This window comes from Mycobacterium sp. 5-140-3-2 (assembly GCF_035666375.1).
Lineage (GTDB): Bacteria > Actinomycetota > Actinomycetes > Mycobacteriales > Mycobacteriaceae > Mycobacterium > Mycobacterium intracellulare.
The window spans coordinates 16,177-28,512 of the sequence record NZ_CP142025.1 but is presented as its reverse complement, the minus strand read 5'-3'; the positions used below and the strand labels follow the sequence as shown (position 1 = coordinate 28,512).

Below are 12,336 nucleotides of genomic sequence, written 5' to 3'. Positions count from 1 at the left end.
TGCTGTGACAGAACCTTGCGCGGGGTGCGGTTTCGCCTATGACCTGCGCCGAGCCGCCTCAGTGCGCCACGACATCCGGGCGTTGGCGGCCGAAGCCGTTGTACTTCTGTCTAACAACAAGATTGACGTGCGGTCCCGCTCGCGTCCCGACGTGTGGTCACCGCTGGAGTACGCATGCCATCTGCGAGACGTGCTGCTGGTGCAACGCGAGCGGGTGCTCGCAGCACGGCGCACGAACGGCCACGATTGTGCGTCCATGGGGCGCGACGAGCGCGCCGAACACGACGGGTACAGCGAACAGGATCCGGCCGAGGTCGCGCGTCAACTTGCCGACGCGGCAGCACTATTCAGCAATGTCCTCGCTCGGCTATCCGACGATGACTGGGACCGAACGGTGATTTACCACTATCCGGAAACCCACGAGCGGTCGCTGCGCTGGGTCGCGGTACATACCGTGCACGAACTCCAGCACCATCTTCTCGACATCCGCCGCCAACTGTGACCGCCACACACGAGGCGCATCAAAGCCGCTCGGCCGGCCCAATTCACCTGCGCTACAGTGCCGGCCATGAACGTCGACGCGGACGCCTTCTCGAAACGATGGGCACGACGCTGGAACGCCCACGACGTCGACGCCGTCCTCGACGACTTCCATGACGACGTGGTGTTCACATCGCCCGTGGCCGCCAAGCTCTTGCCGGAAACGCAGGGAGTGGTCCGCGGCAAGGCGGCGCTACGTCGGTACTGGATCGCCGCCCTCGAACGCGTTCCGGATCTCCGGTTCACCGTCGAAGGCGTCTACCAAGGCGTCAACACGATCGTCATCGCCTACCGCAACCAGAGCGGCGACCTCGTCAACGAGGTCTTGATCTTCGACGGCGAGGTGATCGTCGAGGGCCACGGGACATACCGGGTGGGCGAATAGCGGACACTTACCGCCGCGGATTACCCGTCGCGACCGGGGATGTTCGGTAACAACGCGACGTCGTCGTGCTTGCCCCAACGCCGTAATAGTTCCGCCGTTTCGCGTACGCAGCGTGCGGCCCAATCCGGATTCACTCGGTTCAGAACCTCATATTGTTTGGCCCACATCAGGATGCGCGGGTCCTGATCCCGTGGACGATGTCTGGCGGCGTACGAACCGCCGATGTCGAAAGCTATATCGCAAGCGAACCAGTAGAGGGCCTCGTCGATGTCGCCGACGTGATCGACCCTCTGCCTGCCGCGCTCCCAATAGTCGTAGTGGTATCGCCCGTCGTCATCGATATAGACGTTGCGGTCATCATCCTTCAGCACGACTCCGGCCTGGATCGGCCGGGCGTTCAGCAGCGCGGCGATGCGATTGACTTCGGACTGCAAGTGGGCCGTCTTGTCGTCGACCATGCGCCAGACCTTACGTTTTTTCGGCTGCCGTGGCCGGTCGCCCAAACACGAAAGTCACGACCCCTTGCGAGGTCGTGACTTTGCGTAGTACCGCTCAATGTGGGCGAAGGGGGACTTGAACCCCCACGTCCCGAAGGACACTGGCACCTGAAGCCAGCGCGTCTGCCATTCCGCCACTCGCCCGGAAAAACAACCGGTGGACCATACCACTGTAATGGCCCGATTCCCGAACCGCCGCAGCGGGCCTGGATCCCATTCGGCGCCCTGCCCTCGCCGCAGGCGCACCCCTGAGCTGCGGGGACCCAGTTCTCACTGTTTCGACAGTGCCGCGCCGTTGCGATGTGCCGATACCATGCGGGAGTGAACCAGCACGCGGGCGATTCGTTTGCCGCGCACCGGCAATACCTTCTGCAAGTGCAGGCGAACGGTAGGACATGAGTAGCCAACGGGGGCTGGCCGCGCGGATCGAGCGCAAACTCGAGGCGTCGGTGGACAACGCCTTCGCCCGGGTGTTCGGCGGATCGATCGTCCCGCAAGAGGTAGAAGCCCTGTTGTGCCGCGAGGCCCGCGACGGAGTTCAGAAGCTTCACGGAAATCGCCTTTTGGCCCCCAACGAATACATCATTACCCTCGGTATGCACGACTTCGGAAAGGTGAGCACCGATCCCGATCTCACGTCGAGCTCATTCGCGAGGTACTTGGCTGACTACATCCACGAACAGGGGTGGCAAACGTATGGTGAGGTGGTCGTCCGGTTCGAGCAGTCGTCGAACCTGCGTACCGGCCAGTACCGCGCCCGTGGTGCTGTCAACCCCGATGTCCAGCCCCGCCCGACGGACAAAGACGCCGTCCGGCCACAATCAAATAACGCGTTCGGCGATGAACGAGGAGTAGCACCAATGACTGACAATTCGAGCTACCGCGGGGATCAGGGGCCGGGGCGGCCCGGCGACGAGTATTACGACGACCGCTACCGGCGTCCCCAGGACGACGCGCGCGGTGGCCCGGACCCGCAGGGTGCACCCGACCCCCGCGGGGGATATCCGCCTGAGCAGGGCGGCTACCCACCTCAGCAGGGCTACCCGCCGCGCCAGCCCGAGCAGGGCGGCTACCCGGAGCAAGGCGGCTACCCGCCGCAACAGGGCTACCAAGACCAGGGCGGTTACCAGGGCCAGGCTGGCTACCCCGACCAGGGGCAAGGCGGCTACCCGCCGCAGCCGGGCTACCAGGACCAGCGCGGCTACCCCGACCAGGGGCAGGGCGGCTACCCGCAGTCGTATGAACAGCGGCCGCCCGCGCCGGGCGGTTATGGCGGTGGGCAAGGCTACGAGCAGGGATACCGCCAGGGCGGTTACGGCCCTCCCGCCGGCCAGCCGGGCGGTGGCCCGCAGGGCTACGGCGGCGGCTACGCCGACTACGGTCGCGGACCGGCCCGCCAGGACGAGGGCGGCTACGCCCCGCCGGAACAACGCCCCGCCTACCCCGAGCAGGGTGGTGGGTACGACCAGGGTTACCAACAGGGCGGGGGATACGGCCGCCAGGATTACGGCTCGCCCGAATACACCCAGTACGCCGAGCACGCGCAGGGCACGACGTACGGCGGCCAGGGCGGGGGATACCCCGAGGCCGCCAGCCCCGAGTACGACTACGGTCAGCAGCCCGACTACGGCCAGCAGGCGGAGTACGGCCAGCCCGCCGACTACGGCCAACCCGCCGACTACGGTCAACAGGCGGGCGGCTACGGCGGATACGGGCAGGGCGGCTACGGCGCGACGGGCACCACGATCACCCTTCAGCTCGATGACGGCAGCGGCCGCACCTATCAGTTGCGCGATGGCTCCAACATCATCGGCCGCGGGCAAGACGCCCAGTTCCGACTGCCCGATACGGGCGTGTCACGGCGCCACCTGGAGATCCGCTGGGACGGGCAGGTCGCCCTGCTGTCGGACCTGAACTCCACCAACGGCACCACCGTGAACAACGCGCCGGTCCAGGAGTGGCAATTGGCCGACGGCGACGTCATCCGTTTGGGCCATTCGGAAATCATCGTCCGGATCCACTAAGTCGCTGGGCTCAACGCTGCCGTGCTTCGCCCCGTGTCGACCACCGTCCAAGTATCGTGACGTAGCCGATGTGCGCGGAGTCACGGGCGCCGGGAACACGACGCTAGGACGGAAAGGACGCCAGATGCAGGGATTGGTACTGCAGCTGACGCGCGCCGGATTTTTGATGTTGCTCTGGGTATTCATCTGGTCCGTGCTGCGAATCCTGCGGACCGATATCTACGCCCCGACCGGTGCCGTCATGGTGCGTCGCGGTCTGGCGCTGCGCAGCACGCTGCTTCCGTCGCGGCAGCGCCGGCACGCGGCCCGCTATCTGGTGGTGACCGAAGGCGCGCTGGCGGGGGGGCGCATCACGCTGAGCGGCCAGCCGGTGCTGATCGGACGGGCCGACGACTCCACCCTGGTGCTCACCGACGACTACGCCTCAACCCGGCACGCCCGGCTGTCTCAGCGCGGCTCGGAGTGGTACGTCGAGGATCTAGGATCGACCAACGGTACTTACCTTGACAGGGCGAAAGTGACGACAGCGGTACGAGTCCCGATAGGAACGCCGATTCGAATCGGCAAAACGGCGATCGAGTTACGCCCGTGACCCGCGCCAATGACAATGATGCCGGCTCGGCAGATTTTCCGGCCGGGATCGAGGAGTGGCGCCCGTGACCCTGGTCCTGCGATACGCCGCCCGGAGTGACCGTGGCCTGGTGCGCGCCAACAACGAAGACTCTGTCTATGCCGGCGCCCGGCTGCTGGCCCTGGCCGACGGCATGGGCGGCCATGCGGCCGGCGAGGTGGCATCCCAGTTGGTGATCGCTGCACTGGCCCACCTCGACGACGACGAGCCGGGCGGCGACCTGCTGGCCAAGCTCGACAACGCGGTGCGCTCCGGCAATGCGGCCATCGCAGCGCAGGTAGAGGCGGAGCCCGAACTCGAGGGGATGGGCACCACTCTTACCGCGATCCTGTTCGCGGGCGACCGAATTGGATTGGTACACATCGGCGATTCGCGGGGCTACCTGCTGCGCGACGGCGAACTGAGCCAGATCACCAAGGACGACACCTTCGTTCAGACCCTGGTCGACGAGGGCCGCATCACCCGGGAAGAGGCGCACAGCCACCCGCAGCGATCACTGATAATGCGGGCGCTCACCGGCCACGAGGTCGAGCCGACGTTGACCATGCGGGAAGCGCGCGCCGGCGACCGTTATCTGCTGTGTTCCGACGGGCTGTCGGACCCGGTCAGCGACGAGACCATCCTCGAGGCGTTGCAGATTCCCGACGTCGCCGAGGCCGCCTATCGCCTCATCGAGTTGGCGCTGCGTGGCGGCGGGCCGGACAACGTCACCGTCGTGGTCGCCGACGTCGTCGACTACGACTACGGGCAGACCCAGCCGATTCTGGCCGGCGCGGTCTCGGGTGACGAGGATCAAATGACGCTGCCCAACACCTCGGCCGGGCGAGCCTCGGCGATCAGGCCGCGCGACGAGTCGGCCAAACGTGCTGCGCCGCAACCCGAAACGCCGCACCGGCCGCGGTGGTCCCGCCGACGGATGGTCGTCGTCGCCGCGCTGGCGGTGCTGCTGGTCGTCGCGGGCCTCACCGTGGGGTGGTGGGTCATCCAGCGCAATTATTACGTCGCCGAATACAACGGCAGGGTCTCCATCGTCCGGGGTATCCAGGGGACGCTGCTGGGCGTCCCGTTGCAACGGCCTTACCTGGTCGGCTGCCTCAACGCGCGCAACGAACTGGCCCTGGTCAGCTACGGACAATCCGGCCATCCCAATTGCCAGCTCATGACCCTGCAAGATCTGCGCCGTCCCGGCCAGGTCCAGGTCCAAACCGGACTGCCGGGCGGCAGCCTGGACCAAGCGGAATCGCAGCTGCGCCAGTTGCTGGCCGAATACCTGCTGCCGATCTGTCCGCCGCCGCGCGCCACCTCTCCGCCCGGATCCCCGTCTACCGGCGGTACACCCCAATCCAGCACCACCGCAACGCCATCACCCCAGACCACCAGTTCCACCAGCGCCAGCCCCCCACCCAGCACAAGCGCCTCCAACGGCCCCGCGTCCCCAGCACCGGCAGGTCCGACGACCACCTCGCAAACGGTGACCGCTCTCCCCGGGCCCCCACCCCAACCGGGCATCGATTGCCGGACGGTGGCATGACAACACAGCTTCAACCGCCGGTCGCGGTCACACCTCCTCTGCCTACCCGGCGCAATGCCGAGCTATTGCTGCTGGGCTTCGCATCGCTGATCACCGTCGCCGCGCTGCTGATCGTCGAGGCGAATCAAACCCGCGATCTGCACTGGGACGCGATCAACTACGGGCTGGTGTTTCTCGTCGTCTTCGGATCGGCGCACATGGCGATCCGGCGCTTCGCGCCCTATACCGATCCGCTGCTGTTGCCAATCGTGGCTCTACTCAACGGGCTTGGCCTGGTGATGATCCACCGGCTCGATCTGGTCACCAATCAGCTCAGCGGCCGTCACCACCCCAGCGCAACCCAGCAGATGCTGTGGACCCTGGTCGGGGTGGTGACCTTTGCCCTGGTGGTCACCTTCTTGAAAGACCATCGGCAGCTCGCGCGCTACGGTTACATCTGCGGACTCGTCGGTCTGGTCTTGCTGGTGATTCCCGCCCTGTTGCCGGCCTCGCTGTCCGAACAGAACGGCGCCAAGATCTGGATTCGCTTGCCCGGCTTCTCAATTCAGCCCGCTGAGTTCTCCAAAATCCTGCTCCTGATCTTCTTCTCCGCGGTGCTGATCGCCAAACGCGGCCTGTTCACCAGCGTCGGCAAGCACTTCATGGGTTTGACCCTGCCCCGCCCCCGCGACCTCGCGCCCCTGCTGGCGGCCTGGGTGATCTCGGTCGGCGTGATGGCCTTCGAAAAAGACCTTGGCACTTCGCTATTGCTGTACACGTCGTTTCTGGTGGTGGTCTACCTCGCCACCCAGCGGTTCAGCTGGGTGGGGATCGGTCTGGTCCTGTTCGTCGCGGGAAGCGTTGTCGCGTATTTCATTTTCAGCCACGTCCGGGTCCGGGTGCAGATGTGGTGGGACCCGTTTTCCGACCCCGACGGCAGCGGCTATCAGATTGTGCAGTCGCTCTTCAGCTTCGCCACCGGCGGGATTTTCGGCACCGGGCTCGGCAACGGTCAGCCCGACACCGTGCCCGCCGCGTCGACCGACTTCATCATCGCGGCGTTCGGCGAAGAGCTGGGATTGGTGGGCCTGGCGAGCATCTTGATGCTCTACACCATCGTCATCGTGCGGGGCATGCGCACGGCGATCGCCACCCGGGACAGCTTCGGCAAGCTGCTCGCGGCGGGCCTGGCGTCGACGCTGGCCCTGCAGTTGTTCATCGTCGTCGGCGGGGTAACCCAACTCATTCCGCTGACCGGGTTGACCACCCCGTGGATGTCCTATGGCGGTTCGTCGTTGCTGGCGAACTACGTGCTGTTGGCCATCCTGGCGCGCATCTCGCACAGCGCCCGTCGTCCCCTGCGCGCCCCCGCGCGCCATGAGCCGCCGATCGCGGCGGCCGGCACCGAGGTGATCGAGAAAGTATGAACGCCTCCCTGCGCCGGATCTCGGTGACCGTGATGGCGTTGATCGTGCTGCTGTTGATCAACGCCACGATGACGCAGGTCTTCGCCGCCGACTCGCTGCGCGCCGATCCGCGCAACCAGCGCGTGCTGCTCGATGAGTATTCGCGCCAGCGCGGCCAGATCGTGGCGGGCGGACAGCTGTTGGCGTACTCCGTCGCCACCGATAACCGCTTCCGCTTCTTACGGGTCTACCCCAACCCCGCGACGTACGCGCCGGTCACCGGGTTCTACTCGCTGCGCTATTCCAGCACCGGCCTGGAACGCGCCGAGGACCCGCTGTTAAACGGCTCCGACGAACGGCTGTTCGGGCGCCGGCTGGCCGACTTCTTCACCGGCCGCGACCCGCGCGGGGCCAACGTCGACACCACGATCAAGCCGCGCGTCCAGCAGGCCGCCTGGGACGGGATGCAGCAGGGCTGCGGCGGCCCGCCGTGCAAAGGCGCCGTGGTCGCCCTCGAACCGTCCACCGGCAAGATCCTGGCGATGGTGTCGTCGCCGTCCTACGACCCCAACCTGCTGTCGTCGCACGATCCCGAGGTGCAGGCCAAGGCCTGGCAGTTGCTGCGCGACGATCCCGACAACCCGATGACCAACCGTGCCATCTCGGAGACCTACCCGCCCGGCTCCACCTTCAAGGTGATCACCACCGCGGCCGCGCTGCAGGCCGGCGCCTCCGACACCGAGCAGCTGACCGCCGCGCCGTCGATTCCGCTGCCGAACAGCACCGCGACGCTGGAGAACTACGGTGGACAGTCGTGTGGCAACGAGCCGACCGTGTCCTTGCAGCAGGCCTTCGCCCTGTCCTGCAACACCGCGTTCGTCCAACTCGGCATGCTCACCGGATCCGACGCGCTGCGTGGCATGGCGCGCTCATTCGGCCTGGACAGCACCCCGAGCGTGATCCCGCTTCAGGTCGCGGAGTCGACCATCGGGATCATCCCGGACGCGGCCGCCCTGGGCATGTCGAGCATCGGGCAGAAGGATGTCGCGATGACGCCGCTGCAGAACGCCGAGATCGCGGCGACCATCGCGAACGGCGGGGTGACGATGCAGCCGTATCTGATCGACAGCCTCAAGGGGCCGGACCTGACCACGATCAGCACCACGGCACCGTATGAGCAGCGGCGCGCCGTGTCGCCGCAGGTCGCCGCTAAGCTAACAGAGCTGATGGTCGGCGCCGAGAAGGTCGCACAGCAGAAAGGGGCCATTCCCGGCGTGCAGATCGCATCCAAGACGGGTACCGCAGAACATGGCACCGATCCGCGGCACACACCGCCGCACGCGTGGTACATCGCTTTCGCGCCCGCACAGACCCCGAAAGTCGCCGTGGCGGTGTTGGTGGAGAATGGCGCCGACCGCCTGTCCGCGACGGGGGGTGCACTCGCCGCGCCGATCGGACGGGCTGTGATCCAGGCCGCGCTACAGGGAGGACCATGAGCCCGCGAGTTGGTGTGACGCTGTCTGGCAGATACCGCCTGCAGCGCCTGATCGCCACCGGCGGCATGGGTCAGGTCTGGGAGGCCGTGGACAGCCGCCTGGGCCGACGCGTCGCGGTCAAGGTGCTCAAGCAGGAGTTCTCCCAAGACCCCGAGTTCATCGAGCGCTTCCGCGCTGAGGCGCGGACCACGGCGATGCTCAATCACCCCGGGATCGCGGCGGTCCACGATTACGGCGAGAGCCAGCTGGACGGGGAGGGCCGCACCGCCTACCTGGTGATGGAGCTGGTCAACGGCGAGCCGCTGAACTCGGTGCTCAAACGCACCGGCCGGCTGTCCCTGCGGCACGCCCTGGACATGCTCGAGCAGACCGGCCGCGCGCTGCAGGTCGCGCACGCCGCCGGGCTGGTCCACCGCGACGTCAAGCCGGGCAACATACTGATCACCCCGACCGGCCAGGTGAAGATCACCGACTTCGGCATCGCCAAGGCCGTCGACGCCGCACCGGTGACCCAGACCGGCATGGTCATGGGCACCGCCCAATACATCGCGCCCGAACAGGCGCTCGGGCACGACGCCACCCCGTCCAGCGACGTGTACTCGCTGGGAGTTGTTGGCTACGAGGTCGTTTCGGGCAAGCGGCCGTTCACCGGTGACGGCGCCCTGACCGTGGCGATGAAGCACATCAAGGAACCACCGCCGCCGCTGCCCGCGGAGCTGCCGCCCAACGTGCGAGAACTCATCGAGATCACGCTGGTCAAGAACCCGGCGATGCGGTACCGCAGCGGGGGACCGTTCGCCGACGCCGTCGCGGCGGTGCGCGCCGGTCGCCGTCCGCCCCGCCCCAGCCAGTCACCGCCCCCGGGCCGGGCCTCGCCGGCGGCGATACCGTCCAGCCCGACGACCCGGGCGGCCGCGGTGTCCCCGCGCAGCGCGGCGCCGCGTCGATCCCGCCCCACCACCGGCGGGCACCGCCCGCCCCCGGCCCGGCGCACCTTCTCGTCGGGGCAGCGCGCGCTGCTCTGGGCCGCCGGGGTACTCGGCGCGCTGGCGATCATCATCGCGGTGCTCATCGTCATCAATTCCCGGGGGGATCAGCAGCAACAGCCCCCGACGGTCACCGACACCGGCACCCCGCCGGCATCGGCGCCCGCGCCGACCAACACCCCGAGCGGTTCGGCAGGCATGCGTCTCGAGTGGCCGGATGACGGCACGATAGGGATGTCGGGATTCCGCGGCGGACCGGCGGGACACGGGACATCGCAATGACCACCCCGCAGCACCTGTCCGACCGTTATGAGCTCGGCGAGATCCTCGGTTTCGGGGGGATGTCCGAGGTTCACCTGGCCCGCGACCTCCGCCTGCATCGCGACGTCGCGGTCAAGGTGCTGCGCGCGGATCTGGCCCGCGATCCCAGCTTCTACCTACGCTTTCGGCGGGAGGCGCAAAACGCCGCCGCGCTGAATCACCCGTCCATCGTCGCCGTCTACGACACCGGCGAGGCGGAGACCCCCACCGGGCCGCTGCCCTACATCGTCATGGAGTACGTCGACGGCGTCACCCTGCGCGACATCGTGCACACCGACGGGCCGCTGCCGCCGCGGCGGGCGATCGAGATCATCGCCGACGCGTGCCAGGCGCTGAACTTCAGTCATCAGAACGGCATCATCCACCGCGACGTCAAGCCGGCCAACATCATGATCAGCACCACCAACGCGGTCAAGGTGATGGATTTCGGTATCGCCCGCGCGATCGCCGACAGCGGCAACAGCGTCACCCAGACCGCCGCGGTGATCGGCACCGCGCAGTACCTCTCGCCCGAGCAGGCCCGCGGCGACGCCGTCGACGCCCGCTCCGATGTGTATTCGTTGGGCTGCGTCCTTTATGAAATCCTCACGGGCGAACCACCTTTCGTCGGAGACTCGCCGGTCGCGGTTGCCTACCAACATGTCCGCGAGGACCCCGTGCCGCCGTCGCAGCGCCACGACGGCATCTCGCCCGACCTCGACGCCGTTGTGCTCAAGGCGCTGGCCAAGAATCCCGAAAACCGCTATCAGACCGCGGCGGAGATGCGCGCCGATCTGGTCCGGGTGCACAACGGCGAAAAGCCCGAGGCGCCAAAGGTTTTCACCGACGCCGACCGAAGCTCGATGCTGTCATCGAGCCCCGGCAGCGGGGGCCCGCCCCGGACCGATCCGCTGCCCCGCCAGGTTCTCGCCGACGCGGGCGAGGACCGCACCGTCGGGTCGGTCGGTCGCTGGATCGTCGCGGTGGCGGCACTGGCCGTCCTGACGATCGTTGTGGTGATCGCGTTCAACACCTTCGGTGGCGGGGCTCGTGACGTTCAGGTGCCCGACGTGCGCGGGCAGGTGTCCGCCGACGCCATCGCGGCGCTGCAAAACCGCGGCTTCAAAACGCGCACGCTGCAAAAGCCGGATTCGATCGTTCCGCCCGACCACGTCATCGGCACCGACCCCGGCGCCAACGCGTCGGTCAGCGCCGGCGACGAGATCACCGTCAACGTCTCCACCGGCCCGGAGCAACGCGAGGTGCCAGACGTGTCCTCGTTGAGTTACTCCGACGCGGTCACCAAGCTCAAAGCCGCGGGATTCACCAAGTTCAAGCAGGCCAATTCGCCGTCGACACCGGAGCTGCTGGGCAAGGTGATCGGGACCAACCCGCCGGCCAACCAGACGTCGGCGATCACCAACGTCATCACCGTCATCGTCGGCTCCGGGCCGGAGACCAAGCAGGTTCCCGACATAGCGGGCCAGACCGTGGACATCGCGCAACGCAACCTCACCGTCTACGGGTTCAGCAAGGTGACCCAGGTGCAGGTGGACAGCCCCCGGCCGGCCGGTGAGGTGATCGGGACCAATCCGCCCAAGGGACAGATGGTTCCGGTGGACTCGGTCATCGAGCTGCAGGTGTCCAAGGGCAATCAGTTCGTCATGCCCGACCTGTCCGGCATGTTCTGGACGGACGCCGAACCCCGGCTGCGGGCGCTGGGCTGGACGGGCATCCTCGACAAGGGCGCCGACGTCGACGCCGGTGGCTCCCAGTCCCACCGGGTGGTGTATCAGAACCCGCCGGCCGGCTCCGGGGTGAACCGGGACGGGATCATCACGCTGAAGTTCGGTCAGTAGCCGCCGGGTCGGCCGGGAAATACGGCCGCACCGCGGCGTGCACGTCATTCTCGAGCCGGCGCACCAGCGTGTCGTTGCGCACCAACCCGCACACGGCCAGCCAGTTCGCCAGCATGCGGTGGCCGCCCTCGGTCAGGATCGACTCGGGATGGAACTGCACGCCGTGAATCGGCAGTTCGGCGTGGCGCACCCCCATGATCACGCCGCTGTCGGTGTGGGCGGTGACCTCGAGAACCGGCGGCAGCGATTCGGGCAGGATGGTCAGCGAGTGGTAGCGGGTCGCCGTGAAGGGATCCGGAAGGCCTTGCAACACACCGACATTGGTGTGGTGAACGCTGCTGGTCTTGCCGTGCAGCAGTTCGGGGGCGCGGTCGACGGTGGCGCCGAAGGCCACGCCGATGGCTTGGTGCCCCAGGCAGACCCCGAGCAGCGGGGTCCGCTCGGCGGCACAGGCGCGAACCATCCCGATGGAAGCGCCCGCGCGCTCCGGGGTGCCCGGCCCCGGACTGAGCAGCACGCCGTCGAACTGCCGGGCGGCCGCGGTCTCGTCGGAGAGCCGGTCGTCGTCATTGCGCCAGACGTCCGCGTCCACACCCAGCTGCCCGAGGTACTGCACCAGGTTGAACACGAAGCTGTCGTAGTTGTCGACAACCAGGATCCGCATCGTGCCAGGTTACCGCCCGAGGGCGCGCCACCGGTCGG

The 12,336-nt window shown here is 67.4% G+C and carries 11 protein-coding genes and 1 tRNA gene; 9 read left to right on the top strand and 3 right to left on the bottom strand.

Features of this window, described 5'->3' with window-relative positions; genetic code table 11:
* Positions 1–61: 61 nt before the first annotated feature.
* On the top strand, positions 62–502 hold the full coding sequence (locus P6281_RS00140; RefSeq protein ID WP_014383574.1) for a DinB family protein: 441 nt from the start codon (positions 62–64) through the stop codon (positions 500–502).
* A 66-nt stretch (positions 503–568) separates the two neighbouring features.
* Entirely contained in the window at positions 569–925 is a 357-nt protein-coding gene (locus P6281_RS00135; protein WP_014383573.1) for a nuclear transport factor 2 family protein, read from the top strand.
* 20 nt (positions 926–945) lie between these two features.
* On the opposite strand, the gene P6281_RS00130 is transcribed toward P6281_RS00135, so the two are convergent.
* Positions 946–1,383 carry an Imm63 family immunity protein gene (locus P6281_RS00130; protein ID WP_014383572.1) on the bottom strand — a complete coding sequence of 146 codons (438 nt, stop codon included), beginning with the start codon at positions 1,381–1,383 and terminating at the stop codon, positions 946–948.
* Between the two features lie 100 nt (positions 1,384–1,483).
* Positions 1,484–1,566, bottom strand: a tRNA-Leu gene (locus P6281_RS00125).
* Between the two features lie 251 nt (positions 1,567–1,817).
* Here P6281_RS00125 and P6281_RS00120 point away from each other — a divergent pair.
* The 7 genes from P6281_RS00120 (at position 1,818) to pknB (ending at position 11,634) form a co-directional block, all read left to right on the top strand.
* Positions 1,818–3,446, top strand: coding sequence for a DUF3662 and FHA domain-containing protein (locus tag P6281_RS00120; protein WP_014383571.1), 1,629 nt, complete (start codon positions 1,818–1,820; stop codon positions 3,444–3,446).
* 124 nt (positions 3,447–3,570) lie between these two features.
* Complete coding sequence (locus tag P6281_RS00115) at positions 3,571–4,038, top strand: FHA domain-containing protein FhaB/FipA (protein WP_007771646.1); 468 nt, start codon at positions 3,571–3,573, stop codon at positions 4,036–4,038.
* A gap of 64 nt (positions 4,039–4,102) precedes the next feature.
* Complete coding sequence (locus P6281_RS00110) at positions 4,103–5,608, top strand: PP2C family protein-serine/threonine phosphatase (protein ID WP_324738562.1); 1,506 nt, start codon at positions 4,103–4,105, stop codon at positions 5,606–5,608.
* Positions 5,605–7,014: an FtsW/RodA/SpoVE family cell cycle protein gene (locus tag P6281_RS00105; RefSeq protein WP_008262556.1), complete on the top strand. Its 1,410-nt coding sequence runs from the start codon at positions 5,605–5,607 to the stop codon at positions 7,012–7,014. Before P6281_RS00110 ends, P6281_RS00105 begins: the two co-directional genes overlap by 4 nt.
* Positions 7,011–8,489: a D,D-transpeptidase PbpA gene (gene pbpA, locus P6281_RS00100; protein ID WP_009952767.1), complete on the top strand. Its 1,479-nt coding sequence runs from the start codon at positions 7,011–7,013 to the stop codon at positions 8,487–8,489. The genes P6281_RS00105 and pbpA overlap by 4 nt, the downstream gene beginning before the upstream one ends.
* Complete coding sequence (locus P6281_RS00095; RefSeq protein ID WP_041297605.1) at positions 8,486–9,757, top strand: serine/threonine-protein kinase; 1,272 nt, start codon at positions 8,486–8,488, stop codon at positions 9,755–9,757. Before pbpA ends, P6281_RS00095 begins: the two co-directional genes overlap by 4 nt.
* The gene (pknB, locus tag P6281_RS00090) at positions 9,754–11,634 is read left to right on the top strand and encodes a Stk1 family PASTA domain-containing Ser/Thr kinase (RefSeq protein ID WP_324738561.1); all 1,881 of its coding nucleotides are present in this window, start codon (positions 9,754–9,756) and stop codon (positions 11,632–11,634) included. The genes P6281_RS00095 and pknB overlap by 4 nt, the downstream gene beginning before the upstream one ends.
* On the opposite strand, the gene P6281_RS00085 is transcribed toward pknB, so the two are convergent.
* Complete coding sequence (locus P6281_RS00085; protein WP_014940906.1) at positions 11,612–12,298, bottom strand: aminodeoxychorismate/anthranilate synthase component II; 687 nt, start codon at positions 12,296–12,298, stop codon at positions 11,612–11,614. The two genes, pknB and P6281_RS00085, sit on opposite strands and share 23 nt — an antisense overlap.
* Between the last annotated feature and the right edge of the window lie 38 nt (positions 12,299–12,336).

Bases quoted from the DNA above. Each gene is read 5' to 3' on its own strand.
- P6281_RS00135 (WP_014383573.1), top strand. From the start codon at position 569: ATGAACGTCGACGCGGACGCCTTCTCGAAACGATGGGCACGACGCTGG.
- P6281_RS00095 (WP_041297605.1), top strand. From the start codon at position 8,486: ATGAGCCCGCGAGTTGGTGTGACGCTGTCTGGCAGATACCGCCTGCAG.
- P6281_RS00130 (WP_014383572.1), bottom strand. From the start codon at position 1,383: ATGGTCGACGACAAGACGGCCCACTTGCAGTCCGAAGTCAATCGCATC.
- P6281_RS00085 (WP_014940906.1), bottom strand. From the start codon at position 12,298: ATGCGGATCCTGGTTGTCGACAACTACGACAGCTTCGTGTTCAACCTG.
- P6281_RS00120 (WP_014383571.1), top strand. From the start codon at position 1,818: ATGAGTAGCCAACGGGGGCTGGCCGCGCGGATCGAGCGCAAACTCGAG.
- pbpA (WP_009952767.1), top strand. From the start codon at position 7,011: ATGAACGCCTCCCTGCGCCGGATCTCGGTGACCGTGATGGCGTTGATC.
- P6281_RS00115 (WP_007771646.1), top strand. From the start codon at position 3,571: ATGCAGGGATTGGTACTGCAGCTGACGCGCGCCGGATTTTTGATGTTG.
- P6281_RS00105 (WP_008262556.1), top strand. From the start codon at position 5,605: ATGACAACACAGCTTCAACCGCCGGTCGCGGTCACACCTCCTCTGCCT.
- pknB (WP_324738561.1), top strand. From the start codon at position 9,754: ATGACCACCCCGCAGCACCTGTCCGACCGTTATGAGCTCGGCGAGATC.